Origin of the sequence: Rhizobium sp. S163, assembly GCF_030380805.1 — a bacterium.
Taxonomy (GTDB): Bacteria; Pseudomonadota; Alphaproteobacteria; order Rhizobiales; family Rhizobiaceae; genus Rhizobium.
The window spans coordinates 220,046-245,439 of sequence record NZ_JAUDSA010000003.1 but is presented as its reverse complement, the minus strand read 5'-3'; the positions used below and the strand labels follow the sequence as shown (position 1 = coordinate 245,439).

Below are 25,394 nucleotides of genomic sequence, written 5' to 3'. Positions count from 1 at the left end.
CCATAAAAATGCAATGGCCTCGGGTAAGTTTGAATGGGAAACCGTGCCGGATGGGCCGCAGAATTTCGCCCTGAAAGCCCCGGAGCCTGCCAAAGGTGCACTATTCCCGAGTGGGATTGCCAGTGGCTAGTCCGAAATACGGTCCGCATTGCGGATCAGGAGACAGTTGCAGATGGACGCCATCGTAAAGAACTTTCCGCAGACCACGCCAGACGCCAATCGCCCAAGCCAGAAGGAAGCCGAAGACGCGGTGCGTACGCTGCTCCGCTGGGCCGGCGACGATCCTGCGCGCGAGGGTTTGCTGGATACGCCGGCGCGTGTCGCGAAAGCCTATCGCGAGCTTTTCGCCGGCTATGAGATGGATGCCGAAGAGGTGCTTGGCCGCACCTTCGAAGAGGTCGCCGGCTATGACGACATGGTGCTGGTGAAGGACATTCCGTTCTTCTCGCATTGCGAGCACCACATGGTTCCGATCATCGGCAAGGCGCATGTGGCCTACATGCCCGACGGCAAGGTTCTAGGCCTGTCGAAGATCGCGCGCGTCGTTGAAATCTATGGCCGCCGCCTGCAAACGCAGGAAACCATGACCGCCCAGATCGCCCGTTCGATCGACGAAACGCTCGCTCCGCGCGGCGTCGCCGTGATGATCGAAGCCGAACATATGTGCATGGCAATGCGCGGCGTTCAGAAACAGGGCTCGACCACATTGACGACAACCTTCACCGGCACATTTAAAACTGAGCCGGCTGATCAAGCCCGGTTTATTTCCATGGTGCGGAGCCGCTGACCGGCTTCATTTCAGAAAGCCGCGATGATGCCATTTGCCTTCAATGCGCCGTCCGAAGACAAGTCCGAGCTCGAGGATGCCGGTGATTTCACGCCGCGGTTCGATGACCGCGGCCTGATCACCGCTATCGTGACGGATGCCCATGACGGCGAACTGCTCATGGTGGCGCATATGAACGCCAAGGCATTGGCGCTGACCATCCAGACCGGCCAGGCCCACTATTTCAGCCGCTCGCGCGGCAAGCTCTGGCTGAAGGGCGAAACCTCGGGCAACATCCAGACGGTCAAGGAAATCCGCACCGACTGCGACCAGGATGCAATTTGGCTAAAGGTCGAAGTTGCCGGTCACGACGCGACCTGCCACACTGGTCGCCGTTCCTGCTTCTATCGGACGGTGAGCCTGGAAGACGGCAAGCCGATGCTCGAAATCGCCGACGACGAGCGCCAGTTCGATCCTCACGAAGTCTACGGAAAAGAGCCGTAACAACGGCATGCCGTCTCTTTTTGGGTCAGGAGGGGCGGCCATATACCAATTCGAAAGGGTGGCGGCGCACTAATATTTGCCTGCGCGTCGTGCCACGGGGAGGTTTGCCATGGTGAGCTGGAGTTTGATCCGTCAAGGCTCCGAAGCCGTCGGTTCCGACGCTGGCATCGCCTCGCCCTCCGACATCAAGCTCCCCGCCCCTACACCGAAGAAACCGAAGCTGGCACTTGCCCTTGGTGGCGGCGCTGCGCGCGGCTGGGCGCATATCGGCGTGCTCAGGGCGCTCGACGAAGCGGGCATCGAGATCGGCATGATCGCGGGAACGTCGATCGGCGCGTTGGTCGGCGGTTGCTATCTGGCGGGCAAGCTCGATGAGCTCGAGAGTTTCGCGCGGTCGCTGACCATGCGCCGGATCGCCAGCCTACTCGATCTGACCATTGGTGGCAGCGGCCTGTTCGGCGGCATGCGGCTCACCAAGCGCATGCAGGAACACCTGGAAGGGCTGAATGTCGAGGATCTCGACCGCCCGTTCGTCGCGGTGTCGGCCGAAGTCAATAGCGGCCACGAGGTCTGGATCGCCAACGGCTCGCTGATCACGGCGCTCAGGGCGTCTTATGCCCTGCCCGGCATTTTCGAGCCGGTTCGCAGCAATCATCGGACGCTGGTCGACGGCGCGCTGGTCAATCCCGTTCCCGTCTCGGTCTGCCGTGCCTACGAGCAGCCGTTGGTCGTGGCCGTCAACCTGAACTACGACATTTATGGCCGCTCGGCCGTGGTGCGCCACAGCGCCAGCCTGACGCCGTCGGAAGTGCAGAAGCAGGAACACGCGCCTTACGCCAAGCTTGGCATGACAGGTGTGATGGTGCAGGCGTTCAATATCATCCAGGACCGCATCGCGCGGGCGCGTCTCGCGGGCGATCCGCCGGATATCTCGCTTCAACCGAGATTGAGCGATATCGGTCTCTCGGAGTTTCATCGCGCCGGCGAAGCAATCGAGCGCGGCTATCAGGAAGCCACGGCGCGGCTTCCCGAGTTGAGGCGCATGCAGGAGTTGTTCGCCGGCTCCAGCTGAGCAAGCCGGCGCGCCTTCATTCAGCCTGCGATATAGGCCTTGATGTCCTCGGCCTCGCGTTCGACCTCGGCGATACGGGTCTTGACCACGTCACCGATCGAGATGATGCCGGCAAGCTTGCCAGCGGTTTCGACCGGCACATGGCGGAAGCGCCGGCTGGTCATCAGCTCCATCAGTTCGTTGACGGTCGTTGCCTCGTTGCAGCGATAGACCTTCGCCGTCATCACCGATGCGACCGAGCTATCAAGACAGGCGGGGCCAGACTTTGCGATGGCGTGAACCACGTCGCGCTCGGTAAAAATCCCGGCGATCTTGTTTTCCATGCCGACGATGACGATGGCGCCGATCTTCTTCTTGCTTAGAATCGCGGCGGCTTCGGAAACGGTCGTGTTGGGGCCGGCGGTGACGACGTCCCTGCCCTTGGCATCCAGTATGGCTTTGACTGTATTGGACATTTGAACCTCCTATGTCGAAAGTGAGACACTTCAGCTGATCACAGGCATCCGCGGCGGTCTCTCCTCCCAACGCGGATCAGTTCGAATGGTGCACTTCAACGGTCAGGATTGCAATATATCCGCATCCTCTGAAATAGAGGGAAGTTCGGGCGGCGGGCGGTCGAAAAGCGAAAACAGCACGAAGCCGAAGAGAAAGCCGCCGATATGGGCGTCCCAGGCGATCGGCGCGCCGGTGTCACCGATCAGTGGGATGCCGACGGCGATCAAAATATTGCCGACGAACCAGAAGAGCATGAACATGACGACGGTGCGGCTGCGGAAGGTTTCCGCGATCGAGAGCCGAGGATTGAGATGGGCGGGAAGCGCCACGCGGCGCTCCGACGGGAACGCAAAGCGGCAGGCTGCGCCCATCAGGGCCGACACCACGCCGGAGGCGCCGATCAGCACCGTGGCCTGTCCCCAATTCAGCGCGGCGTGAAGAGCTGCCGATGCGACGGCGGCGAGCACCCAGAAGACCGTGTAGCGAACCCAGCCGATGCGGCGGGCGACCGGGGCGCCGAACGCCATAAGCCAAAGCCCGTTGAACAGGATATGCTCGATATTACCGTGCAGCAGCGAATAGGTGAGCGGCGTCCAGAACAATTGCGGGCCCTGCTCCGCCAAAGGCGTGATGTAGCGCAGCGGGATGAAGCCGAAATCGAAGAACAGCGTGTCGACGCCGCTTTCAGTCAGGAAAATCGCCTGCACGGCATAGATCGCCGCCAGGAGACCGATCGTTGCGACAATGGCGCCTGGAAGATTGAAAATGGGCGGACGCGGCGGCTTGGCGGCGGGCTCGGTCGGCTGGTGCGGCTCGTTCGTATCGTCCATTGCATTCCTCGTTCACTTCGCGTGCACTGGCTTACAGGACGACAGGTCAAAAAAAAAGCCGTCCGGCAATCTACCGAACGGCTTGCTGAGCGTCCCCCGAGAATGACCTCGCGCCCGAGCAATTCATGCTGAACTTCCAATACCGGAAGCAATGAAAAGATACTGGCACGAGAGGCCGCCACAGACAATCGAAACCCTTCCTTAACCTTAACTGCCCGGATCTGGCATGAAATCCGCATGGCATGGGGCAGGGTGGCCATGATGGCCGCTGTTTGAACCGAAATGAAACAGATCGGCAGTTCCATGCGCCTCAACACCACCATCCAGATCTTCGACTACTGGAACAAGCTACGCGGCAGCGAGATCGCTCCCCTGCGGACGCAGGTGGAGCCACGCGATATCAGGCAGCTTCTCTCCAGCCTCTTCATGCTCGAGACGTCAGGCGCCGGCCGCGTCACCTTCCGTCTCGCCGGCACGCGTATCTGCGATCTCTTCGGCCACGACCTTGGCGGCAGCTGTCTGTCGGAGCTTTGGGCGCACGGTCACGAGGACATCGAGAAGACGGCTGTCGGCGTCATGGAGCACGGGATCCCGGCCTTGCTGAACGCCACAGGATACAGCACTGCCGGCCATCGCGCCGCCTTCGAGATCATTCTTCTGCCGCTGCGCAATGCCGAGGGGGAATGCGACAAGCTGCTCGGTGCGATAGCGCCGGCCACGACCGCGAGCTGGCTGGAGGTCGTTCCGCTGCAGTTCCTGGCGCTCGACCGCAGCCGGTTGTTGCATGAGCAGCTCGACCCGGCGGAGAGCACGCAAAGCGGCGCGAACGAGCCCCGTGCGGCGACCAGCGGCAGCCGGTCGATCGCCGATACGGTGCGCCGTCTGATGTCCAGCCTGATGGATGAGCCCGTGAAACAGGATGCACCATTTCGGCACTACCGCTGAGCGGTAAATCACCCTCGCCTGAACAACCTTCTGTTAATGGATTGCGAGTAAAGCTTGGCGCCAAGCTATTTTTAAAAGAAGCCCTTTGATGCACGCTTTCCAGCAAGCTCAGACGCAAAAAACTGCGCCTCGCCTTGAACAAGGTGCATTCCAGCGCGTGCCCATCAATATGCAGGGCCGCCTGATGCTGGCAAATTACGAGGAATTCGAGTGCCTGGTCATCGATATGTCGCCCGGCGACATGTATGTGACCTGCCAGGGCCGCCCGCGCGTCAACGAACGCGTCGTTGCTTATATCGATCACCTCGGTCGCGTCGAAGGCTATGTCCAGACGCTCGACAGCCGTGGCTTCAACATGTCCATTCACGCCACCGAGCGCAAGCGCGAGAAGCTTGCCGCACAGCTGACGTGGCTTGCCAACAAGCACGAACTCGGCCTGCCGGAAGATCGCCGCCACGATCGCCTTATGCCTCGCGAGACGCAGACGGAAATCACGCTCGAGGACGGTACGCAGTATATGTGCCGGATCATGGACTTGTCGCTTTCCGGCGCCGCCGTCGACGTCGAGGTTCGCCCGGCGATCGGCACAGCGCTTCGCCTCGGCAACATGCGCGGCCGCGTGGTGCGTCACTTCGTCGAAGGTGTCGCGATCGAGTTCCTGTCGCTGCAATCGCGCGATACGCTGCGCGAATTTCTCTGATCACCGTCATCCCGGCTTCACAAAGCTGATGGATTGAAGCGCCTCTTCAGGAGGTGCGAACAATGTCGATTCTTTATCCCGAGATTGAAGCTTACGATCACGGCCTCCTCGATGTCGGAGACGGCCATCTGATCCATTGGGAGAGCTACGGCAATCCGCATGGACGGCCGGCGCTCTATCTGCATGGCGGGCCGGGCTCCGGCGCATCGCCCTCGGCGGCACGCTATTTCGACCCGTCCGCCTATCGGATCATCCTGTTCGACCAGAGAAATTGCGGCCGCAGTCTTCCCAATGCCGCTGACATGGGGGCGGATCTTTCCACCAACACGACTTGGCACCTGATCGACGACATAGAGAAACTCCGTTGTCATCTTGAGGTGACTGATTGGGTGCTGTTCGGGACATCCTGGGGATCCACGCTTGCGCTCGCTTATGCGCAGACCCATCCGGCCCGCGTCGCGGCCATGGTGCTCGCCGGCGTGACGACAACGCGGCGATCGGAAATCGAATGGCTGACACAGGGAATGGCCGCGCCGTTTCCCGAGGAATGGAATCGGCTCAACGCGTCCCTTCCCAGTGACATGAGAGCCAAGGGCGTTCTTGCGGGTTATCGAGAATTGCTCAATGGGCCCGATCTCGACGTGCGGTTGAAGGCGGCGCGGGACTGGCACGATTGGGAGGCGGCGTCCATCCTGCTTAACAATCCCTTGGGCTATCCGCGACGCTGGCGCAATCCGGAGTATCTGCTCACCCGCGCGCGGATCGTAACCCACTACTTCAGCCATGCGGCGTGGCTTGAGGAAGGTGCGCTGTTGCGGGACGCAGGAAAGCTGGCCTCGATCCCCGGCGTTCTCGTTCAGGGACGGCTCGACCTAGAGGCGCCATTGACCACCGCATGGGAATTGGCGCGCGCGTGGCCGGGAAGCGAGCTCATCATCGTCGAAAACGCCGCCCATGCACCCGATAACGACGGCATGGCGCGCGCAATTATCGCCGCGACCGACAGATTTCGCGAAATTTCTCAAAAATAATTTTCGACGCATCACCTTAAAAAGCGGCCCAAAACGCGTCATTTACGGGCGAATCCGGCCTTCCGGCGGCCTACAGAACGCCAATTCCCTCCAAGCCACATGATGAACGCAATATTACCGAAATCGCGCCGTGGCCGTCGGCGTTAATCTTTTGCCTCGAAACGAGCCATCCGATGGCGGCGAGGCTTTTCGAGAAAGATAAAAGTTGAAGCAATCTTGGTAAAGATTCCCCTCGAATTTCAGTAAAATTCGATGTTGATTTTAGTTGAATTCGACGCGCTTTTAAATCAACTAAGCCTTTAATTTTGCTTCTGAATTTTGCGTCGAGTAAAAACACGTCTGGCAATGTCTCCACACAAACGGGGACATACAAATGACGATAACAAACTTCATCAAGGGCGGCCTCGCCGCTGCTGCGATGCTCATGTCGATGGCAGGCGTCGGACAGGCCGGCTACCAGAGCATGACCGTTCTCGGCAACACCAGCCCGCCGATCGGCGCCTACCAGTTCTGCAAGGAAATTCCTGAGGACTGCAAGAACGCGGCCGGCGACCAGGGCACGATGGTGCTGACCGAAGACAGCTGGAAGACGATCCTGAAGATCAACTACCAGGTCAACTCGGAGATCACGCCGATGACCGACATGGAAATCTACGGCGTCGAGGAACGCTGGGCCTATCCGAAGACCGCAGGCGACTGCGAAGACTACGCGCTTCTGAAGCGCAAGATGCTGATCGAAGCCGGCTTCTCGCCGTCGAACCTGCTGATGACTGTCGTGCTTCAGCCGAATGGCGATGGTCACGCCGTGCTGACCGTTCGCACCGATCGCGGCGACTTCATTCTCGACAACATGCGCAACAAGGTCATGCTCTGGGCCGATACCGAGTACACCTACCTGAAGCGCCAGTCGTCCAGCGATCCGACCCGCTGGGTCAAGCTTCAGGACGGCCGCGCCGTGGCTGTCGGTAGCGTCAAGTAATTCCATCCGCCGGAGCAAATCCGGTGGGCAAGCAAGGCGCCTGGTCCCGTCCCCGCATGCACGTCCAGACCGGCGTCTCAAGAGCCGCTCCTGCTGTCCCAGGAGCGGCTCGCTTTTTATGGGCCATCGGCATGAGTTCGGCGCCCCGATTAACGATTAATTAACCACGCAAGCCCGATCATCGCCCCATAGATCAGCGACACCGGCGGCTCACGTTTTTCCTGCGACGGTCAGATATGCGAAAGCCGTCATGCGCCAGGCCATTCAGAGCTCCACAGAGGTCGAGGAATCCCCTCTCCTGTCGACTGGCTTTCTCATCCGCACAACCATTGCCATAGCGCTTCTGGCGGTGCTCACCGTTGCCATCAGCGTTGGCGGCCGATGGTTTGGCGCGCGCGTGTCGCTTGCTGGAAATACCGACAGCACCGCGCCGGTGACGCTGACGATCGGCCAGGACACGCTGCAGCTCCAGGAAAACACGATTCGCTTCCCCAGCCAGCGACATAGCGGCACCACCGAGCGCGCGGACGTCTATCTCGCTTGGCCGCAAATGCAGGGTTATTCGAGCGAGAATCGCGATCGCTTCGACGATATCGCCAAGTCCCCGGACCTGATTTTCCTGCAGGTCACGCAGGCGACCATGTCGCGTGACATGTCCGGCCGGTTCGAGCCGATCTACTCGCATCTGATCGACCCAACCCCGCAGCCATTTGCTAACGGCATGACGCTCCACAAGCTTCGGGCCGATACCGGATATGGCGACGAAGTGCTGCTGACGGCGCCGCGCCAGGGTGGTCCCGACTACGTCGTACGATGCCTGCTGCCGGCGAGCCCCGAGCAGACGACCAGCGGCGATTGCCAGCGCGACATCAAGGTCGGCCGCGATTTAAGTGTGCTCTACCGCTTCTCCAGCCGTCATTTGGCGGAGTGGGAACATATTGATGTCGCTATTGCCCAATTTGTGGAAACGCGCCTCATGAACCGTTCCGCGACATCCAGGTAGAATGGTCCGAAACGGTGAAACAAACGATTAATCATAAACGGATTGGTAACCCCGAAGAGCTACCTTCATTGAGGTTGATCGTGCGGGCGAAGCGCGGTCCCGATTCTTCTAAACTGCAAGCCAAGCAAAGAGTGAAATAGTGTCAAGGTCAGCTTCTTCCGCTTCCCCGTCCCGCTCCAGCAATTTCCTGATCAAGGCGATCGTTGCGCTGTCCATGGCAGTCGGTTTGGTTGGCCTGGATACGGTCAATTCCGACGCGGAAGCTGCCAATTCGAAGTATGCCGGCATAGTCGTCGACGCCAATACCGGCAATGTCCTCTACAGCGAAAACGCCGATCGCTTGCAGTATCCGGCTTCGCTGACCAAGATGATGACGCTCTATCTGACGTTCGAAGCGCTCGAGCAGGGCCGCATCCGTCTCGATAGCGCCGTTCCCTTCTCCGCCCATGCATCCGGCCAGGCGCCCACCAAGCTCGGCGTTCGCCCGGGCGCCACGATTTCGGTCGAGCAGGCCATTCTCGGCCTCGTTACCCTTTCCGCCAACGACGCCTCGACCGCGCTTGGCGAACTGCTCGGCGGTTCGGAAGACCGTTTCGCGCAGATCATGACAGCGAAGGCACACGCGCTCGGCATGACGCGCACCACCTACCGCAATGCCAACGGCCTGCCGAACACCGCGCAGATGACAACGGCGCGCGACCAGGCCCGTCTCGGCATCGCGCTGCGCCAGCATTTTCCGCAGTATTACGGCTATTTCTCCACGCAGAGCTTCAAGTTCGGCAACCGCATCATCCGCAGCCATAACCGCCTCGTCGGTTCGGTGCGCGGCGTTGACGGCATCAAGACCGGTTACACCCGCGCTGCCGGCTTCAATCTGGTGAGCTCGGTTCAGGTCGATGGCAAGTCGATCGTCGGCGTCGTGCTCGGCGGTGCTTCCACGCCTGCCCGCGACACCCAGATGCGCAACCTGATTGCCTCCTACCTGCCGAAGGCTTCGACCCGCGGTGGATCCGCACTGGTTGCCCAGGCACCGAAGATTTCGTCCGAAACCGTCATTCCAGTGACCGTTGCCAAGCAGGAAGTCGCGGAACTGCCGCCGACGCATCCGCTGCCGGTCAGCCGCACTGAAGTTGCCTCGGCGCAGGTCGCCTATGCCGGCACGTCGTCGTCCAAGTCCGACAATCCGCTTCTGCAGGAAATGCCGCAGCCAACGAAGGTGAAGACGCAGCCGATCAAGCAGGCCGCTGCCGCGCCGGTTCCCACGCCGACCACCGCCTACGTTCCGCCGGAACAGGGTGATACCTCGGTCGACAACGTTACGACCGCATCGACCAAGCAGGCGCAGCCGGAAGGCTGGGTCGTACAGATCGGCGTCTCGGCCAGCCGCGAAGCAGCCATGGACCTGCTCGACGGCGCCAAGAACAAGGGCGGCAAGGCACTGCGTTCCGCGAAGCCCTTCGCCGTCGCCTATGCCGGCAGCTATCGCGCACGCTTCGGTGGCTTCGACGACCAGAAGCAAGCCGTCAACGCCTGCAACTCGCTGAAGCGTGCCGGCGTGAAGTGCTGGGCCTCCGCCCAGTGATGAAGACCACCGCCGCCTATGGTGTTCAGGCGGCGGCCCGGAATTCGGCCTTGATCGGTGTTCGCGACAGGGCCGGCCTTCCTAGACCTGATTTGTATTGCGTACGGGGATAATTATGGCGATCAACGAGAATGTTCCGGAATTTCCGGCCGAAGGTCGGTTGACTGGCAAGAATCCGCGCTCGGTCCTGCATCCGCTTCACGAAGCGGCGATGCGTCTTGCCGAGATTGGCATGCCGCGGCCGAAGGCGAAGACGGCCAAGACCAAGGACCTGATCAATCTGCTCTTGTCGCATGGCGCACGCGCCTGGCGTTACTCGCAGCCCGAAGCCAGTATCCATCTTCACGTCACCAACCCGGAAGGCCGGGCGCCGGTGACGATGCGGCTCCGCTGAGCCGAAACGAACAGGTCTTTCTCTGACGTGATGCGTCGCGTCAGAGAAGGCCGAGTTCGGAGAGCTCGCGGCGCAGGTCCGCGGGCATCTCGGCGACGCCGTCGCCGAGCGTATCGAGATCACGCGGGCGATCCTCTTCCGGATAATAGCGCCACCCCTGAAAGGCACGTTTCGGCTGGACCGCCGTTTCGATGACCTCGGGGCCAAGCACCAGATGGCAGCGGCCAATGCCCTCGCCATCGGTAAAGCTCTGGATATCGAGCAGCTTCTGCCGCGCCTGAACCTGGCCCTTGATCACCCAATACAGCGAGCCGCCGTCGAGCAACTCTTCAACGCGCTTCGGGACCATTCGGGTCGTGTGGACGGAGTGCGGTTCCATGCCGGCGGCGATCGCCCTCAAAGAGCGTTCGGCCACCCATTCGCGCAGGTCGTCGATCGAGTCGGCGCCGACGCAGAGTTTGATAAGATGCAATGCCATACCGCCGTTCAAATCCTTTTGCGCGGCAGCGTCAAGCGGCTTGAACGCACCGGCGGCCTCTAGCCGCCGGTTTTCCAATCACAGTGTGATACGCCTTCCAGACCGCGGTAGCCGGCCCGGCCTATCAACACTCCACGACGTTGACCGCGAGGCCGCCGGTCGAGGTTTCCTTGTACTTCTCGCTCATGTCGTAGCCGGTCTGGCGCATGGTCTCGATACAGGCGTCGAGCGGCACGAAGTGGCGGCCGTCGCCCTTGATCGCGAGCGACGCGGCGGTCACAGCTTTCACCGCGCCCAGCGCGTTGCGCTCGATGCAGGGAACCTGGACGAGACCGGCGACGGGATCGCAGCTCATGCCGAGATGGTGTTCCAGCGCGATTTCGGCCGCGTTCTCGATCTGCTCAGGCGTGCCGCCCATCACGGCGGCGAGGCCCGCGGCGGCCATTGCGGCAGCCGAGCCGACTTCGCCCTGACAGCCGACCTCGGCGCCCGAGATCGAGGCGTTGTGCTTGATGATGCCGCCGACGGCCGCTGCCGTCAGCAGGTAGTCGCGGATGCCGTTCTGGTCCCAATCATCGTGGAAATGCTCGTAATAGCGGATCGTTGCCGGGATGACGCCTGCGGCGCCATTGGTCGGCGCGGTGACCACGCGGCCGCCAGCCGCGTTCTCCTCGTTGACCGCCATGGCGTAGACGCTCAGCCAGTCGTTGGCGAGCAGCGGATTGATACGGTTGCTGCGCCACTCTTCCTGCAGCTTGTCATGAATGGAACGGGCGCGACGGCGGACATTGAGGCCACCCGGCATGATGCCGTCGACCTTGAGGCCGCGCTCGATGCAGGAGCGCATCGCTTCCCAGATCCGGTCGAGGCCTTCGTCGAGTTCCTCGCGGCTCCGCTGACTTTCCTCGTTGGCACGCTTCATCTGCGCGATCGAGACGCCTGAGCGCGCCGCCATATCGAGCATCTGCTTGGCGGTAGAGAAGGGATACGGCACCTTGACGCCATCCGACGGCATCTTCTTCTTGGCGCGCATGGTCTCCAGTTCCGTATCTGTGACGACGAAGCCGCCGCCGACGGAATAGTAGATGCGGCGCACGAGCATCCGGCCGTCCTTGTCGAAGGCCGAGAAGGACATGCCGTTGGCGTGGCCCGGAAGCGGCTGCTTCTTGTCGAATACCAGATCGGTCTTCGGCTGGAACTGATAGGCCGGGTGTCCTGATGGCGTGATGCGGCCGGAGCGCTCGACCTTGTCGATGATGCCGTCCATCTGGTCGGGATCGACGCTATCTGGTTGCTCACCCATCAGGCCGAGAATGACGGCCCTGCCCGTCCCGTGGCCGATGCCGGTGTGGGCGAGCGAGCCGTGTAGGCTGACCTTGATCGCCGCGACATTGGCACCCGAAGACGGGCGCGGCCATTCATCCGACAGAATCAGATCGAGAAAGCGGTTCGCCGCCGTCATCGGCCCCATCGTGTGGGAACTGGAAGGGCCGACGCCAATCTTGAATACGTCGAAAACAGAAAGGAACATGTGTGCGTCCTGTTGAGATTTTACTGATTCAGGCTACGCCAGCGCAGCCTGCGATCCGTTCGGTTCCCCGACATAGCATTTCACGCGTGCGACATCATCCTATGAAAGGTTCCATGTCCGCCCGTTGTTGCGGTCAGCGCTTCTATCTATAGAGTGGGCGCGTGGAGAGGGACTGAATCAATATAATGATGACGACACCAGATTACATCGCCCTGTGCTTCTTCGCACTCATGTGGTTCGGTTATGCGCGACTGTTGCGCAGCGCAAGCCTCTTCGGCCGCACCAGCCTTACGCATGCGATGATCGAACGGCGGCGCGAGTGGATCTACAATTCTCTGCGCCGCGACCTGAAGATGATCGATACGCAGATCATGGCCGGCCTACAGAATGGCACGGCCTTCTTCGCCTCCACCTCGATCTTCGCCGTCGGCAGCTGCTTCGCGCTGCTTGGCGCGACGGAGAAGGTGGATGCTGTGTTCGCCGATCTGCCGCTGGTCCTCCATAGCGGCCACGCGGTGTTCGAGATGAAGGTCGGCGGCTTGGCCGCGCTATTCGGCTATGCCTTCTTCAAGTTCGGCTGGTCCTATCGCCTGTTCAACTACTGCACCATCCTGTTTGGCGGTATCCCGATGATGCGCGACACGGAAAACGACGTTCTGGCGGCCGAGCGGGCCGCTGAGCGTGTCATCCGCATGAACATCATCGCCGGTGGTCATTTCAACGAGGGGCTCAGGGCGATCTTCCTGTCGATCGGCTATCTCGGCTGGTTCATTAACCCCTACGTCTTCATGCTGACGACCGCCATCGTCATCGTCGTTTTGACGCGTCGGCAGTTCTTCTCGGAGGCGCGGCTGGCGATCATGGATCGCGAGCCGTCATCAAATCTCCACCTTTCTCCTATTCCCCGCAGCAATCCGTCGGCCGACGGAAGCGACTCACCTGGGGGAATGTGAATGACTGTTCCGGCGACGGAGACCACAGCGACGCCTAAGCCGCCGCGCATCGGCTTGCTCGACACGCTGCGTGGCGCGGCGCTGATCGCGATGGCGACCTATCATTTCACCTGGGACATGGAGTTCGTCGGCTACCTCACGCCGGGCACCGCAGAGACCGGCTGGCTGAAGCTCTATGCCCGCGCCATCGCCTCGACCTTCCTGTTCATCGTCGGCGTCAGCTTGGTGCTTGCCAATACGCCCGAGACACGCTGGAACTCGTTCTGGAAGCGGTTCGGGATGATCGCCGCCGCGTCGGTGGCCATTTCCGTGGCGACTTATTTCTTCATGCCGGGAGAATGGATATTCTTCGGGATCCTGCACTGCATCGCCGTGCTGAGCGTGGTCGGCGTACTGTTGTTGCGGTTGCCTCTGCCCGCTATCGTCGCCGTCACCATCGTGGCGGTCGCCGGCTGGATTGCCGATACGTGGGTATCGCCGGGTCTCCTGCGCTCGCCGTTCTTCGACCCACGCTACCTCGCCTGGATCGGCTTCGCCGAGATGCCGCAGCGCTCCAACGACTATGTTCCGCTGTTTCCGTGGATGGTGCCGTTCCTGCTTGGGCTGACGAGTGCTGCGATCGCTTTGCGCACCAAGCTGCCGGAGAAGCTAGCCGGTCTAGGGACCGGATCGAGCCTGCTTGCGCGATTGGGCCGACACAGCCTCGCCTTTTATCTGATCCACCAGCCGGTGCTGATCTCGATTGCGTTTGCTTTGGCTTACATCGTGCCGCCGGCTAAGCCCGATCCCGTGCAGACCTACCTGCAGCAATGCAACACGTCCTGCAGCCTGCAGGAAGGCGAAGCGCTGTGCCGTAGCTTCTGCCAGTGCACGCTCGACAAGCTTCAAGAGCAGAAGCTGTTCACGCCGTTTCAATCCGGCGAGGTCAAGGCCGATGATGGCCGCATCCTCAGCCTTGCCAGCGAATGCAGCGCCGCGCCCCAATAAGGGGCGCGTTGACTGATCAGGTGCCGACGCCGATTTCCGCAAGGCGGCCGAGGCAGGATTCTTCGATATTGTCGAGTTCGGCCAGCGTGTCGTCGATATCCTTGCGCTTCTGGCGCAGGTCCTCGCGCTTCTCGTCAACGCGCTTCATCAGCAGCTTCAGCTGACCGAGCTCGCCCGGCGGCTCCTTGTAGACCTGAATGATTTCGCGAATTTCGGCGATGGTGAAGCCGATGCGACGACCGCGCAGGATCTCCTGGATCAGGCGCCGGTCGGTCGGGCGAAACAGCCGAGTGCGGCCACGGCGCTCCGGATGAATGAGGCCTTCGTCTTCATAAAATCGAAGCGTGCGCGTCGAAACTCCGAATTCGCGCGTCAACTCCGTGATGCTGTAATATTTGCTTACCGGCATGGATCCCTCGATATTCAGGAACCCATAATATTGACTTTTACGTAATAGTCAATTTGTGCAACCCGGTTGCGAGTTGTCTATATGCCAAACCACCAGGTGGCGATCCCCAGAAAAGCGAAGAAGCCGGTGCAATCGGTGACCGTGGTCACGAAAACCGACGAGGCGATGGCGGGATCGGCGCCAACCTTATCCAGCAACAACGGCAAAAGAATGCCGGCGACGGCGGCTGCGAAGAGATTGATGATCATCGCCGAACCGATGACGAAGCCGAGCTGGTAGTCATGAAACCAAGTCGCGGCGATGGTGCCCATGATCACCGAGAACATGGCGCCATTGGCCAGACCGACCGCCACTTCTCTTCGGATGACGCGGCCGGCATTGTAGATGTCGAGATCGCCGGTCGCGAGCGCGCGCACGGTCACGGTCATGGTCTGCGTACCGGCATTGCCGCCCATGGAGGCGACGATCGGCATCAGCACGGCGAGCGCGATCATCTTCTCGATCGAGCCGTCGAACAGACCGATGACGCTAGCTGAAAGCAGCGCGGTACCGAGATTGATCACCAGCCACAGGAAGCGCGACTTGACCGTCGAGAAGACGTTATCCGACAGTTCTTCGTCGCCGACACCGCCGAGGCGCTTGATGTCCTCGTCGGCCTCTTCGTGGATGACGTCGACGACGTCGTCGATGGTGAGCACGCCGACCAACCGGTCGTTCTCGTCGACGACGGCGGCGGAGAGAAGGTCGTATTGCTCGAAAAGCTGAGCCGCCTCTTCCTGGTCCATCTCGGCCGGGATCGGGTGGTTGGTCTCGCGCATGATCGTTTCGATCTTGTTCTGCCGCTTGGTGCGCAGGATCTTGTCGAGATCGATTGCGCCGAGCAGCTTGAACGTCGGGTCGATGACGAAGATCTGCGAGAAGGAATCCGGCAGATTCTCCTCGTCGCGCATGTAGTCGATCGTCTGGCCGACCGTCCAGAACGGCGGCACGGCGACGAACTCCGTCTGCATGCGGCGACCGGCGGAGCTCTCCGGATAATCGAGCGCCCGGCGCAGGCGAACGCGCTCGGTGAACGGCAGCTGCGCCAGGATCTCATCGCGGTCTTCCTGGTCGAGATCTTCCAGAATGTAGACGGCGTCGTCCGAATCGAGCTCGCCGATCGCGGCTGCGATCTGCTCGTTCGGCATCTGGTCGACGATCTCGCGGCGGATCGCCTCGTCGACCTCCGTCAGTGCCGTCATGTCGAACTGGTCGCCGAGCAGGCGAACGAGTGCTAAGCGCTGATCGGGCTGGATCGATTCCAGCAGATCGCCCAGTTCCGATTCGTGCAGGCGTGCGACGTGCTGTCTGAGGAAGATCGTATCGCGATCGGCGATGGCCGCGCCGACAAGCGCCAGGAAGTCGCTGCGGACGTTTCCGTTCTCGTCGTAGAGGTCGGCTTCGCTGTCCTCCGGACGCGTGCGGACGAGCTCTTCTGCGTCGTTCGTCATCTTTGCCGCCCTCGCATCTCTTTCGAAGTTTAGAACGCTTCGATACGCCGGAATTCAACCCGTGCTAGCCGAAAGATATGGGAACGTCCAGCGTTAAACCGTTCATACGGATGACAATTCGCCAGTCGGAAGATAGTTTCGGCGCATCTGAAATCAGGAGAGGTTTTCGTGACCGTCCGCGCCATTCTACGCTTCCCTCACCCCGGTCTCAAAACGCCCTGCGCCCCGGTGACAACCTTCGACGACACATTGCGCACGCTTGTCGCCGACCTCCTCGACACGATGCGTGCGGCGCCCGGCGTCGGCATCACCGCCGCGCATATCGGCGTATTCGAGCGCGTGACCGTCATCGAGCTTAGCCGCGAGGATAGAGTGCGGGTTTACGTCAATCCGGAGATCGTCAACGCATCACAGGAGACAAGCCGTAATACGGAGGGCAGCGTCTCGATGCCTGGGGCGACCGACGAGGTGATCCGGCCGAACGCAATCCGGTTCCGCTATCAGGATGTCGATGGAAACACCCACGTGGAGGACGCGGAAGGCTTTCTCGCCATCTGCATCCAGCACGAAATCGACCAGCTCGACGGGATTTTCTGGCTGCAGCGTCTGTCGAAGCTGAAGCGCGACCGATTGGTGAAGAAGTGGGAGAAGGCCGGCGGCTGAGGCTGGATTACATCTCAACCGGTGCCGGCAGCGGCTTGCGTTCAGGTTCAGGTGCGGCGATCTGCGAGGCCAGTTCTTCCGGGGTCACGAGGCCGCCGGAGATCAAAAGCTTCGCGGCGTCTTCCGGCGACATGTCGAGCAGCACGATCTTTTCGCGCGGCACAAAAATCAGGAAGCCCGCCGTCGGCACCGGGGTCGGCGGTAGGAAGACGCTGACCATATCGTGGCCCATGGCGTTGAACTTCGAGGCAATCTCACCCTTCGCATCCGTCGCGATAAAGACCATCGCCCAGAGGCCCTGGCTCGGATACTCGATCAGCCCGACCTTCTTGAAAGAGTTGCTGCGCTCCTTGAGAACCGTCTCGAAGATCTGCTTGACGCTCTTGTAGATGACACGGACCAACGGCACGCGGCGCACGAGGGACTCGCTGAACATCACGATCTGCTGGCCGATCAGGTTCTTGCCGAGAAAGCCGATGACGGTGATGATGATCAGGCCGATCAGCAGGCCGGAGCCCGGAACGGCGAAATTCAAGTAGTTGTCGGGATCGTAGCGCGCCGGAAGGTAGGGTTTCACCCAGCTATCGGCCCAGCGCACCACCGACCATGTTAGCCACAGCGTGATGGCGATCGGCGCGCAGATGATGATGCCCGCCAGAAAGTTGTTTCTGATGCGCGATGCGACCGACAATCGGGGCAGTTTTTCCGTCATCGTATGCCGACGAACTCCGTTGAGTTTAGCTGCGATCGGAAATCAGTGCCCCCGTGCTTTCCGTGCCAAAAACTGCCAGAATTCGCCGCGCCGCACAAGCCTCGGTCGGACGGCCTCACTCGACCGTGACCGACTTGGCGAGGTTGCGCGGCTGATCCACATCGGTGCCCATGAAGACCGCCGTGTGATAGGCGAGAAGCTGGATCGGCAGCGAGAAGATCATCGGTGCGATGATCTCGTCGACATTGGGAAGAACGATCGTCGCCATGGTCGGCAGCTTGGAGTGGGCGGCACCCGCTTCATCGGTGATGAAGATGATGCGGCCGCCGCGGGCTGCCACTTCCTGCATGTTCGACACGGTCTTTTCGAAGAAGCGGTCATAGGGCGCGATGACGATGACGGGCATGTTCTCGTCGATCAGCGCGATCGGGCCGTGCTTCAATTCGCCGGCCGCATATCCTTCGGCGTGGATATACGAGATTTCCTTGAGCTTCAGCGCGCCTTCCATGGCGAGCGGATAGCTGGTGCCGCGGCCGAGATAGAGCACGTCCTTGCACTTCGACAGCTCGCGCGACAGGGTTTCCATCTGCGGCTGGATAGCGTTGAGCACACGGCTCATGATGCGCGGCATCTCGGCGAGATGGCGCACCAACTCCTTTTCCTGATCCGGGCCGATCGTGCCCCTCGCCTTGCCGGCGCCCAATGCCAGCGATGCAAGAACGGCGAGCTGGCAGGTGAAGGCCTTCGTGGAGGCGACGCCGATTTCGGGACCGGCCATGATCGGGAAGATCGCATCCGATTCACGGGCAATCGTCGATTCCTTGACGTTGACGACGGCGCCGATCTTCAGGCCATTGTCCTTGCAATAGCGCAGCGAGGCCAGCGTATCGGCGGTTTCGCCCGACTGCGAGATGAAGAGTGCTGCCTGCGTCGGCGACAGTGGCATTTCGCGGTAGCGGAACTCGGAGGCGACGTCGATCTCGACAGGCAGGCGCGCATAGCGCTCGAACCAGTATTTGCCGACGAGACCGGCGAGATAGGCGGTGCCGCAGGCGGAGATGGCGAGACCGGTCACCGACTTGAAATCGATCGCCGCCGCGTTGGCGCTGATCGTGTTGCTGGCGAAATCCACATACTGGCTGAGCGCGTGGGAGATGACCTCCGGCTGCTCGTAGATTTCCTTTTCCATGAAGTGGCGGTGATTGCCCTTGTCGACGACATAGGCCGTCGTCTGCGAGATCTGGCGCGGACGCGAGACTTCGTTGCCGTCGAAATCGAGGATGGTCGCGCCGTCCTTCGTCAGAACCGCCCAGTCGCCATCGACCAGATAGGTGATTTCGCTGGTAAAGGGCGACAGCGCGATCGCGTCGGAGCCGAGGAACATCTCGCCCTTGCCGTAGCCGACCGCGAGCGGCGGGCCGGAGCGCGCCGCCATGATCGTGTCGGGGTCCTTCTGCAGCATGACGGCCAGCGCATAGGCCCCGGTGACGCGGTTCAGCATCTTCATCATCGCCGCGCGCGGCTCAAGGCCCTCACCGAGATACTTCGCGACCAGGTGCGCCACGACTTCGGTGTCGGTCTGCGTTTCGAACACGGCGCCTTCGGCGGTCAATTCGTCGCGCAGCTCGGAGAAGTTCTCGATGATGCCGTTGTGAACGACGGCGACGCCCTTCACGAAATGCGGGTGGGCGTTGGTTTCGTTCGGAACGCCATGCGTTGCCCAGCGGGTGTGGGCGATACCCGTCATGCCGGGCAGCGGCTCGCTATCGAGGCGTTTTTCGAGATTGAAGAGTTTGCCTTCGGCGCGGCGGCGGTCCATGGCGCCATCGTGGATGGTGGCGACGCCGGCAGAATCATAACCGCGATATTCAAGCCGCTTTAGCGCATCGACCAGACGCACCGCTACAGGGCTGTTACCAACGATACCAACAATACCACACATAAAGAAATCCCCAGAGCCAGCAATCAATTGCAGGCAGTCGTAACAATTTTCACTTTTTACTCAATCGGCCCGGCGGTCACTTTCGGTGACCGCGCGTTACGAAGGCAATCAGCCTTTCGCCTTCTTGGCGGCCTTCTTCGCAAGCGCCAGTTCGCGCAAGATGGTGGCGCGGCCGGGCTTGATCTCCTGGCGCGCGCGTCCGAAAGCAAGCGCATCGGCCGGCACGTCATTGGTGATGACGCTGCCCGACGCGATGTAGGCGTTGTCGCCGATGCTGACGGGTGCCACCAGCGAGGAGTTCGATCCGACGAAAGCGTTTGCGCCGATGATCGTCTCGCTCTTGTTAACGCCGTCATAGTTGCAGGTGATCGTGCCCGCGCCGATATTGGCGCCAGCGCCGATGCGGGCGTCGCCGATATAGGTCAGGTGATTGACCTTGGCGCCCTCGCCCACCTTGCCGTTCTTCACCTCGCAGAAATTGCCGACCTTCGATCCCTCGGCGAGATCCGCACCCGGCCGCAGGCGTGCAAACGGGCCGACCGTCGCACCGGCGCTGACATGCGCGCCCTCGATATGCGAGAAGGCATGGATGATGGCGCCGCCATCGATCACCACGCCGGGACCGAAGACGACGTTCGGTTCGATCAATGCATCCTGGCCGATGACGGTGTCGTAAGACAGGAAGACGGTTTCGGGGGCGATCATGGTGACGCCCGAGATCATCAGTTCGTGGCGACGGCGCTCCTGCCAGAGCCGCTCGATGACGGCGAGTTCGGCGCGGTTGTTGGCGCCGGTCATTTCGACCTCGGGGGCATCGACGGCGGTGACGCGGCCGCCCTGCGAGCGGGCGATCTCGACGAGATCGGTGAGATAATACTCGCCCTTGGCGTTGTTGTTGCCGATGAGGGCCAGAAGCTCCAGCGCCTTGCGGCCGTTGATGGCCATCAGGCCGCTGTTGCACCAGGTGACGGCGCGCTCGGCGTCGGTCGCATCCTTTTCCTCGCGGATGGCGATCAGCTCGCCGTCCTTGACCAGCAGACGGCCATAGCCGGTCGGCTTGTCGGTGTGGAAGCCGATGACGACGATATCGCTGCCATCCGCCAGCGCCTGGCGTGCGGCCTTGAGCGGCGCTGCCGTCTGCAGGGGAACGTCGCCGTAGGTGACGATGACGTCGTCATAACCGCGCGCAATGGCCTCGCGCGCTGCAAGCACAGCATGGCCGGTGCCCAGGCGTTCCTTCTGGAGATAGGCCTCGATCTCGACACCGCCGACCGCGGCCGCCTTGGCGACTTCATCAGCGTCACGACCGACCACGAGTGCCACGGCACCGATATCGGTCTTGGCCACGGCTTCAACGACATGGGCGATCATCGGGCGGTTGGCCACCGGGTGGAGAACCTTCGACTTCGACGATTTCATTCGCGTGCTGTCACCCGCAGCGAGAATGACGGCAAGACAAGTGCGTTCCATGGTCTGCTCCCAAGAATCCGTTACAGGCGCGTTGCCGCCTCATAGCAGCAAGTCGCTAACGGAACAAAGATCAAAAAAGGATTAGGCTGGAACCTTGGTCATTCCGGCATAGGCGTCGTGGACGTGATCGCGGCCCTCGACGATGACCGCCTCCATCGCTGAACGCGCCGCCGGCACATCGCCCGCCGCGATCGCCTTGACGATGCGCATATGCGTTTCGGCGATGTTCGAGAAGCCGTTCTGCGACGGCGGCGTGCTGATGCGGAACATGCCGACGAGTGCGGCCTCGATGAGGCTTCCGAGCGTATGCATGAAAGGATTGTGCGCGGCGTCAGCGACGGCAAGATGGAACTCGAGATCGGCCATCGCGAGGCTCTCGGTCGTATGATCGGGCGCCGCCATCTCCTTGGCGAGATCGGTCAGAAGCGCGATCTCCTCAGGCGTTGCCCGCTCGGCCGCCAGACCCGCCGCGAAGGGTTCGACGGCCAGTCGGATATCGTAAAGCTGCAGCAGGAACTCCTCGGTCACGTCGTCATCGAAGTGCCAGGCGATCACCTCGCTGTCGAACATGTTCCACTGGCTCTTTTCGGTGACCCGAGTACCGACGCGCGCCTTGGCGACGATCATGCCCTTGGCGGCCAGCGTCTTCATCGTTTCGCGAAGAACCGTGCGGGACACCTTGAAGCGCTGCGCGAGCTCGATATCGCCGGGGAGAATGCTCCCGACGGGATAGGTGCCGGCGACGATGGAGCGGCCGAGTTCGTCCACCACCTGTGCGTGGCTGGTGCGAGATCGCCGTTGTGTCTTTCCGGTGTCCAGAATTCTATTGCGCAAGCCACGACCCCCGTCAGGCATACCTCTTGTTCAAACTCGAGAGGAACAGGATGGCCTTCTGCATCAGGATGAATGCAAAAAGCAGCAGGCCGATCAGTATCTTCGTCCACCAACTGGAGAGTGTTCCATCGAAGGTGATGTAGGTCTGAATCAACCCCTGTATCAGGAGCCCGATAAAGGTCCCTGCTACAAATCCCGCTCCACCCGTCAGCAAAGTGCCCCCAATAACAACCGCCGCGATGGCATCGAGCTCGACACCGACAGCCGCCAACGAGTAGCCGGCGGACGTATAGAGGGAAAAAACGATTCCGGACAGGCCGGCAAGGAAGCCGGAAAGCGCATAAATCTGAATTGTGGTGCGACCAACCGGCACACCCATCAACTGCGCCGTGTGCGCACCGCCGCCTAGCGCGTAAACGTTGGTGCCGAAGCGGGTGCGGTGCGCGATGAAGATGCCGACGGCGAAGACCAGGAGCATCACGGCGCCGATCAAAGTGAGTCGGCCGCCGCCCGGCAGCTTGTAATAGAGGCCTGACAGCGTGTTGTAATAATCGTGGCCGATCGGGATGCTGTCGATGGAGAGCACGAAGGCCATGCCGCGCGCCAGGAACATGCCGGCAAGCGTGACGATGAAGGCTGGCATCTGCAGATAATGGATCACCGCGCCCATCGCCGCCCCGAAGGCGGTGGTGATGACCAGCACCAGCGCGAAGGCGACCAGCGGATGGATGCTGGTGTTCTGCAGGATGACGGCGAGGAACACGCCGGTGAAGGCGATGACCGAGCCGATCGAGAGGTCGATACCACCCGAGATGATCACGAAGGTCATGCCGACGGCGGCGATCCCGAGGAAGGCGTTATCGGTCAGGAGGTTGCCGACCACGCGCGTCGACAGCATGCTCGGATACTGCATGGCGCAGACTGCATAAGAGAGGATGAAGATCACGATTGTCGCAAGCAGCGGCAGGTATTTCGAATTCATTTCTGCAGTTCCCCTCTCGGGCTGGAGCGACGCCCCATAAAGACGGCTGCCGATTGCACGGCCGGCGACTGGATCACCAGGATGACCAGAACGATCACCGCCTTGATGATCAGGTTGAACTCCGGCGGGAAGCCCGAGAGCAGGATGCCGGTGTTGACCGCCTGGATGATCATCGCGCCGATGAGCGAGCCGACGATGCTGAAGCGGCCGCCGAGCAGCGAGTTGCCGCCGACGACCACCGCGAGGATCGCGTCGAGCTCGAGCCAGAGGCCGGCATTGTTGGCGTCGGCACCCTTGATGTCGGCGGCGACGATGATGCCGGCGATTGCCGCGCACATCCCGCTCAGCATGTAGACGGCCATCAGGAGCACCGGCGTGCGGACGCCAGACAGCGTGCTTGCGCGGCGATTGATGCCGGTTGCCTCGACGAGCATGCCGAGCGCGGTGCGGCGGACAAGTAGCGTGACCAGAACGCCAACGACCAGCCAGATGACGACGGGCATCGGCATGAAGGCGAAGGAGCCGCTGCCGAAGAAGATCAGGCCGTCATCGTTGAAGGTCATGATCACGCCTTCGGTGATCAGCTGCGCGATGCCGCGACCCGCGACCATCAGCACCAGCGTGGCGATGATCGGCTGGATATTGAGGACCGCCACGAGGAAGCCGTTCCAGACGCCGCACGCGAGACCGATCAGCAGCGTCAGCACCAGCGTCCAGCCGAGCGAATTGCCTGAGACGATCGACGACGCGGCGACGGCGCCGCAGATCGCGATGACCGCGCCGACGGACAGGTCTATGCCCTTGGTGGCGATAACCAGCGTCATGCCGATCGCAAGAAGCGCGACCGGCGCACCGCGGTTCAAGACGTCGATCAAGCTGCCGTAGAGCCGGCCGTTTTGAATAGTGACATTAAAAAACTGCGGGAACATTATGAAGTTCAATAGCAATATGACTGCAAGCGCGATCAATTGCGGTGCCAGGCGGATGAGTAGCGCCTTCTGTGACGACGTCATGCGTCCTCCGTCTTCTTCTGCACGGCGGCGATTGCCTGGACGATGCGCGACGTACTGACGTTCTCACCCGTCAACTCCGCCACGTGCTCGCGGTCCCGCAATACCAAAATACGTGAACTATAGGCGATAAGCTCTTCTAATTCCGACGAAATAACGATCAGCGACATGCCCCTTTCGCAGAGCTCCTCGATCAGCTTTATGATCTCGGCATGGGCGCCGACATCGATGCCTCGGGTCGGCTCATCGAGGATCAGGAAATCGGGATTGGTCGCCAGCCAGCGGGCCAGGATCGCCTTCTGCTGGTTGCCGCCGGACAGCAGGCGGATCGGCTTTTCGCGGTCGGTGGTGCGGATATCGAGCGCCTTGATGTACTGGTCGGCGAGCGTGTTCTGCTCACCCCGCGACAACGGCCGCGCCCATCCACGGCGCGCCTGCAGCGCCAGCGCGATATTCTCGCGGATCGACAGATCGCCGATGATGCCGTCGGTCTTGCGATCCTCCGGGCAGAAGCCGAAACCGGCGCGGATCGCCGCGCGCGGGTTGGAAAGAGCGACCGGCTTGCCATCGATCTTGGCGGTGCCGCTATCGGCATTCTCGATGCCGAAGAGAAGCTCTGCCGTTTCCGTGCGTCCGGAGCCAAGCAGACCGGCGACGCCGACGACCTCGCCGACGCGCACGTTCAGGTCAAACGGCTTCACCTTGCCGCGCTTGCCGTATCCCTCGAAGCTGTATTTGACGGGCCCGGCCGCGACGCTGCGTTCCTTCACGGCGGCTTCCGCATGCGCCAGTTCATGGCCGAGCATCATCGAGATCAGGCCCTGGCGCGGCAGCTCGGCTTTCTCGCGGGTGCCGACCAGCTTGCCGTTGCGCAGCACCGTGATGCGGTCGCTGATGTCGTAGACCTGCTCAAGGAAGTGGGTAATGAAAACAATACCTAGCCCGCGTTTCTTAAGGTCGCGCAATATACCGAAGAGCATTGCCACTTCCTGCGCGTCGAGACTGGCCGTCGGTTCGTCGAGGATCAGCACCTTGCCGGAGAGATCGACGGCGCGGGCGATGGCCACGACCTGCTGGACGGCGACCGAGAAGCGATCGAGCTGCGCAGTGACGTCTATCTCCATGCCATATTGTCGCAGCAGTTCGCGCGCCTGGCGGTTCATGGCGGAAACGTCGATCATGCCGAAGCGCTTCGGCTGACGCCCGAGAAACAGGTTCTCCGCGACGCTCAAATTGGAGAGGAGATTGACCTCCTGATACACCGTTCCGATGCCAAGCCGCTGCGCAGCAAGGGTATCGGCCGGATCGATCTCGGCGCCATCAAGCGTGAGGCTGCCTTCGTCGCGGCGATAAGCACCGGTAATGCACTTGATCAGCGTCGATTTTCCGGCGCCGTTTTCACCCAGCAGCGCGTGCACTTCGCCCTTGCGAAGGGTGAAATCGACCTTGTCGAGAGCAACGGCTCCGGGGAAGAATTTCGATATGCCTGATGCGGCAAGGACGTTCTCGAAATTGTGAATCATCAAGTGGGCTTTTCCTGATATTGACCGACATGGCCTGATAGCAACCCGACATGATGTCTGGCAGCGTTCGCGGCAGTTCCGCACCGGTCCATGATGGACCGGTGCGGTT

At 61.3% G+C, this 25,394-nt stretch carries 26 protein-coding genes; 13 read left to right on the top strand and 13 right to left on the bottom strand.

Annotation, left to right across the window (positions count from 1 at the left end; all coding sequences use genetic code 11):
- The first annotated feature begins 172 nt into the window (after positions 1–172).
- The 3 genes from folE to QTL96_RS01325 all read left to right on the top strand — a co-directional run bounded on the left by folE (position 173) and on the right by QTL96_RS01325 (position 2,342).
- Positions 173–787 carry a GTP cyclohydrolase I FolE gene (gene folE, locus QTL96_RS01335; protein ID WP_018899913.1) on the top strand — a complete coding sequence of 205 codons (615 nt, stop codon included), beginning with the start codon at positions 173–175 and terminating at the stop codon, positions 785–787.
- A gap of 24 nt (positions 788–811) precedes the next feature.
- A complete protein-coding gene (gene hisI, locus QTL96_RS01330; RefSeq protein WP_018899914.1) occupies positions 812–1,270 on the top strand; it encodes a phosphoribosyl-AMP cyclohydrolase in 459 nt (152 codons plus the stop codon).
- 109 nt (positions 1,271–1,379) lie between these two features.
- Positions 1,380–2,342: a patatin-like phospholipase family protein gene (locus QTL96_RS01325; RefSeq protein ID WP_113200216.1), complete on the top strand. Its 963-nt coding sequence runs from the start codon at positions 1,380–1,382 to the stop codon at positions 2,340–2,342.
- A gap of 20 nt (positions 2,343–2,362) precedes the next feature.
- On the opposite strand, the gene QTL96_RS01320 is transcribed toward QTL96_RS01325, so the two are convergent.
- Entirely contained in the window at positions 2,363–2,797 is a 435-nt protein-coding gene (locus QTL96_RS01320) for a CBS domain-containing protein (protein ID WP_047510387.1), read from the bottom strand.
- A 102-nt stretch (positions 2,798–2,899) separates the two neighbouring features.
- Positions 2,900–3,667 carry a rhomboid family intramembrane serine protease gene (locus QTL96_RS01315; RefSeq protein WP_289726393.1) on the bottom strand — a complete coding sequence of 256 codons (768 nt, stop codon included), beginning with the start codon at positions 3,665–3,667 and terminating at the stop codon, positions 2,900–2,902.
- A 303-nt stretch (positions 3,668–3,970) separates the two neighbouring features.
- Here QTL96_RS01315 and QTL96_RS01310 point away from each other — a divergent pair, with 303 nt between their 5' ends.
- The 7 genes from QTL96_RS01310 to QTL96_RS01280 all read left to right on the top strand — a co-directional run bounded on the left by QTL96_RS01310 (position 3,971) and on the right by QTL96_RS01280 (position 10,301).
- Positions 3,971–4,612 (top strand): PAS domain-containing protein, encoded by a 642-nt coding sequence (locus QTL96_RS01310; protein WP_183794724.1) that lies wholly within the window; start codon positions 3,971–3,973, stop codon positions 4,610–4,612.
- Between the two features lie 88 nt (positions 4,613–4,700).
- A complete protein-coding gene (locus QTL96_RS01305) occupies positions 4,701–5,312 on the top strand; it encodes a PilZ domain-containing protein (protein ID WP_289726392.1) in 612 nt (203 codons plus the stop codon).
- A gap of 62 nt (positions 5,313–5,374) precedes the next feature.
- Entirely contained in the window at positions 5,375–6,343 is a 969-nt protein-coding gene (gene pip, locus QTL96_RS01300; protein ID WP_289726391.1) for a prolyl aminopeptidase, read from the top strand.
- Positions 6,344–6,716: 373 nt separating this feature from the next.
- Positions 6,717–7,322, top strand: coding sequence for a transglutaminase-like cysteine peptidase (locus QTL96_RS01295; protein WP_018899921.1), 606 nt, complete (start codon positions 6,717–6,719; stop codon positions 7,320–7,322).
- A gap of 250 nt (positions 7,323–7,572) precedes the next feature.
- Complete coding sequence (locus QTL96_RS01290; protein WP_289726390.1) at positions 7,573–8,325, top strand: hypothetical protein; 753 nt, start codon at positions 7,573–7,575, stop codon at positions 8,323–8,325.
- A gap of 139 nt (positions 8,326–8,464) precedes the next feature.
- The gene (locus QTL96_RS01285; RefSeq protein WP_289726389.1) at positions 8,465–9,907 is read left to right on the top strand and encodes a serine hydrolase; all 1,443 of its coding nucleotides are present in this window, start codon (positions 8,465–8,467) and stop codon (positions 9,905–9,907) included.
- A gap of 115 nt (positions 9,908–10,022) precedes the next feature.
- Positions 10,023–10,301, top strand: a complete 279-nt coding sequence (locus QTL96_RS01280; RefSeq protein ID WP_018899925.1) for a hypothetical protein — start codon at positions 10,023–10,025, stop codon at positions 10,299–10,301.
- A 40-nt stretch (positions 10,302–10,341) separates the two neighbouring features.
- Here QTL96_RS01280 and QTL96_RS01275 read toward each other — a convergent pair whose 3' ends face one another.
- Positions 10,342–10,779, bottom strand: a complete 438-nt coding sequence (locus QTL96_RS01275; RefSeq protein ID WP_289726388.1) for a DUF1489 family protein — start codon at positions 10,777–10,779, stop codon at positions 10,342–10,344.
- A 124-nt stretch (positions 10,780–10,903) separates the two neighbouring features.
- On the bottom strand, positions 10,904–12,310 hold the full coding sequence (locus QTL96_RS01270) for an L-serine ammonia-lyase (protein WP_289726387.1): 1,407 nt from the start codon (positions 12,308–12,310) through the stop codon (positions 10,904–10,906).
- Between the two features lie 188 nt (positions 12,311–12,498).
- Between QTL96_RS01270 and QTL96_RS01265 the strand changes: the two genes are divergently transcribed.
- Positions 12,499–13,263: a DUF599 family protein gene (locus QTL96_RS01265; protein ID WP_289727147.1), complete on the top strand. Its 765-nt coding sequence runs from the start codon at positions 12,499–12,501 to the stop codon at positions 13,261–13,263.
- Positions 13,264–14,250 carry a DUF1624 domain-containing protein gene (locus tag QTL96_RS01260; RefSeq protein ID WP_289726386.1) on the top strand — a complete coding sequence of 329 codons (987 nt, stop codon included), beginning with the start codon at positions 13,264–13,266 and terminating at the stop codon, positions 14,248–14,250.
- Positions 14,251–14,266: 16 nt separating this feature from the next.
- Here the strand turns inward: QTL96_RS01260 and QTL96_RS01255 are convergent, their stop codons facing one another.
- Together QTL96_RS01255 and mgtE are read right to left on the bottom strand one after the other, a co-directional pair.
- Complete coding sequence (locus tag QTL96_RS01255) at positions 14,267–14,659, bottom strand: MerR family DNA-binding transcriptional regulator (protein ID WP_018899930.1); 393 nt, start codon at positions 14,657–14,659, stop codon at positions 14,267–14,269.
- Positions 14,660–14,736: 77 nt separating this feature from the next.
- The gene (gene mgtE / locus QTL96_RS01250; RefSeq protein ID WP_018899931.1) at positions 14,737–16,149 is read right to left on the bottom strand and encodes a magnesium transporter; all 1,413 of its coding nucleotides are present in this window, start codon (positions 16,147–16,149) and stop codon (positions 14,737–14,739) included.
- A 168-nt stretch (positions 16,150–16,317) separates the two neighbouring features.
- On the opposite strand from mgtE, the gene QTL96_RS01245 reads away from it, so the two are divergent.
- Entirely contained in the window at positions 16,318–16,812 is a 495-nt protein-coding gene (locus QTL96_RS01245) for a peptide deformylase (protein WP_289726385.1), read from the top strand.
- Between the two features lie 7 nt (positions 16,813–16,819).
- Here QTL96_RS01245 and QTL96_RS01240 read toward each other — a convergent pair whose 3' ends face one another.
- The 7 genes from QTL96_RS01240 to ytfR all read right to left on the bottom strand — a co-directional run bounded on the left by QTL96_RS01240 (position 16,820) and on the right by ytfR (position 25,285).
- A complete protein-coding gene (locus QTL96_RS01240; protein WP_289726384.1) occupies positions 16,820–17,524 on the bottom strand; it encodes a DUF502 domain-containing protein in 705 nt (234 codons plus the stop codon).
- 115 nt (positions 17,525–17,639) lie between these two features.
- The gene (gene glmS, locus QTL96_RS01235; RefSeq protein WP_047510363.1) at positions 17,640–19,466 is read right to left on the bottom strand and encodes a glutamine--fructose-6-phosphate transaminase (isomerizing); all 1,827 of its coding nucleotides are present in this window, start codon (positions 19,464–19,466) and stop codon (positions 17,640–17,642) included.
- Positions 19,467–19,574: 108 nt separating this feature from the next.
- Positions 19,575–20,936: a bifunctional UDP-N-acetylglucosamine diphosphorylase/glucosamine-1-phosphate N-acetyltransferase GlmU gene (gene glmU, locus QTL96_RS01230; RefSeq protein WP_289726383.1), complete on the bottom strand. Its 1,362-nt coding sequence runs from the start codon at positions 20,934–20,936 to the stop codon at positions 19,575–19,577.
- A gap of 81 nt (positions 20,937–21,017) precedes the next feature.
- Positions 21,018–21,770, bottom strand: a complete 753-nt coding sequence (locus QTL96_RS01225; protein ID WP_289726382.1) for a FadR/GntR family transcriptional regulator — start codon at positions 21,768–21,770, stop codon at positions 21,018–21,020.
- A 13-nt stretch (positions 21,771–21,783) separates the two neighbouring features.
- Positions 21,784–22,752: a galactofuranose ABC transporter, permease protein YjfF gene (yjfF, locus tag QTL96_RS01220; protein ID WP_047510358.1), complete on the bottom strand. Its 969-nt coding sequence runs from the start codon at positions 22,750–22,752 to the stop codon at positions 21,784–21,786.
- Positions 22,749–23,765 (bottom strand): ABC transporter permease, encoded by a 1,017-nt coding sequence (locus QTL96_RS01215; protein WP_289726381.1) that lies wholly within the window; start codon positions 23,763–23,765, stop codon positions 22,749–22,751. Before QTL96_RS01215 ends, yjfF begins: the two co-directional genes overlap by 4 nt.
- Positions 23,762–25,285, bottom strand: coding sequence for a galactofuranose ABC transporter, ATP-binding protein YtfR (ytfR, locus tag QTL96_RS01210; RefSeq protein ID WP_113200229.1), 1,524 nt, complete (start codon positions 25,283–25,285; stop codon positions 23,762–23,764). Before ytfR ends, QTL96_RS01215 begins: the two co-directional genes overlap by 4 nt.
- Between the last annotated feature and the right edge of the window lie 109 nt (positions 25,286–25,394).

Bases quoted from the DNA above. Each gene is read 5' to 3' on its own strand.
- folE (WP_018899913.1), top strand. From the start codon at position 173: ATGGACGCCATCGTAAAGAACTTTCCGCAGACCACGCCAGACGCCAAT.
- hisI (WP_018899914.1), top strand. From the start codon at position 812: ATGATGCCATTTGCCTTCAATGCGCCGTCCGAAGACAAGTCCGAGCTC.
- QTL96_RS01325 (WP_113200216.1), top strand. From the start codon at position 1,380: ATGGTGAGCTGGAGTTTGATCCGTCAAGGCTCCGAAGCCGTCGGTTCC.
- QTL96_RS01320 (WP_047510387.1), bottom strand. From the start codon at position 2,797: ATGTCCAATACAGTCAAAGCCATACTGGATGCCAAGGGCAGGGACGTC.
- QTL96_RS01315 (WP_289726393.1), bottom strand. From the start codon at position 3,667: ATGGACGATACGAACGAGCCGCACCAGCCGACCGAGCCCGCCGCCAAG.
- QTL96_RS01310 (WP_183794724.1), top strand. From the start codon at position 3,971: ATGCGCCTCAACACCACCATCCAGATCTTCGACTACTGGAACAAGCTA.
- QTL96_RS01305 (WP_289726392.1), top strand. From the start codon at position 4,701: ATGCACGCTTTCCAGCAAGCTCAGACGCAAAAAACTGCGCCTCGCCTT.
- pip (WP_289726391.1), top strand. From the start codon at position 5,375: ATGTCGATTCTTTATCCCGAGATTGAAGCTTACGATCACGGCCTCCTC.
- QTL96_RS01295 (WP_018899921.1), top strand. From the start codon at position 6,717: ATGACGATAACAAACTTCATCAAGGGCGGCCTCGCCGCTGCTGCGATG.
- QTL96_RS01290 (WP_289726390.1), top strand. From the start codon at position 7,573: ATGCGCCAGGCCATTCAGAGCTCCACAGAGGTCGAGGAATCCCCTCTC.
- QTL96_RS01280 (WP_018899925.1), top strand. From the start codon at position 10,023: ATGGCGATCAACGAGAATGTTCCGGAATTTCCGGCCGAAGGTCGGTTG.
- QTL96_RS01275 (WP_289726388.1), bottom strand. From the start codon at position 10,779: ATGGCATTGCATCTTATCAAACTCTGCGTCGGCGCCGACTCGATCGAC.
- QTL96_RS01270 (WP_289726387.1), bottom strand. From the start codon at position 12,310: ATGTTCCTTTCTGTTTTCGACGTATTCAAGATTGGCGTCGGCCCTTCC.
- QTL96_RS01265 (WP_289727147.1), top strand. From the start codon at position 12,499: ATGACGACACCAGATTACATCGCCCTGTGCTTCTTCGCACTCATGTGG.
- QTL96_RS01260 (WP_289726386.1), top strand. From the start codon at position 13,264: ATGACTGTTCCGGCGACGGAGACCACAGCGACGCCTAAGCCGCCGCGC.
- QTL96_RS01255 (WP_018899930.1), bottom strand. From the start codon at position 14,659: ATGCCGGTAAGCAAATATTACAGCATCACGGAGTTGACGCGCGAATTC.
- mgtE (WP_018899931.1), bottom strand. From the start codon at position 16,149: ATGACGAACGACGCAGAAGAGCTCGTCCGCACGCGTCCGGAGGACAGC.
- QTL96_RS01240 (WP_289726384.1), bottom strand. From the start codon at position 17,524: ATGACGGAAAAACTGCCCCGATTGTCGGTCGCATCGCGCATCAGAAAC.
- glmS (WP_047510363.1), bottom strand. From the start codon at position 19,466: ATGTGTGGTATTGTTGGTATCGTTGGTAACAGCCCTGTAGCGGTGCGT.
- glmU (WP_289726383.1), bottom strand. From the start codon at position 20,936: ATGGAACGCACTTGTCTTGCCGTCATTCTCGCTGCGGGTGACAGCACG.
- yjfF (WP_047510358.1), bottom strand. From the start codon at position 22,752: ATGAATTCGAAATACCTGCCGCTGCTTGCGACAATCGTGATCTTCATC.
- QTL96_RS01215 (WP_289726381.1), bottom strand. From the start codon at position 23,765: ATGACGTCGTCACAGAAGGCGCTACTCATCCGCCTGGCACCGCAATTG.
- ytfR (WP_113200229.1), bottom strand. From the start codon at position 25,285: ATGATTCACAATTTCGAGAACGTCCTTGCCGCATCAGGCATATCGAAA.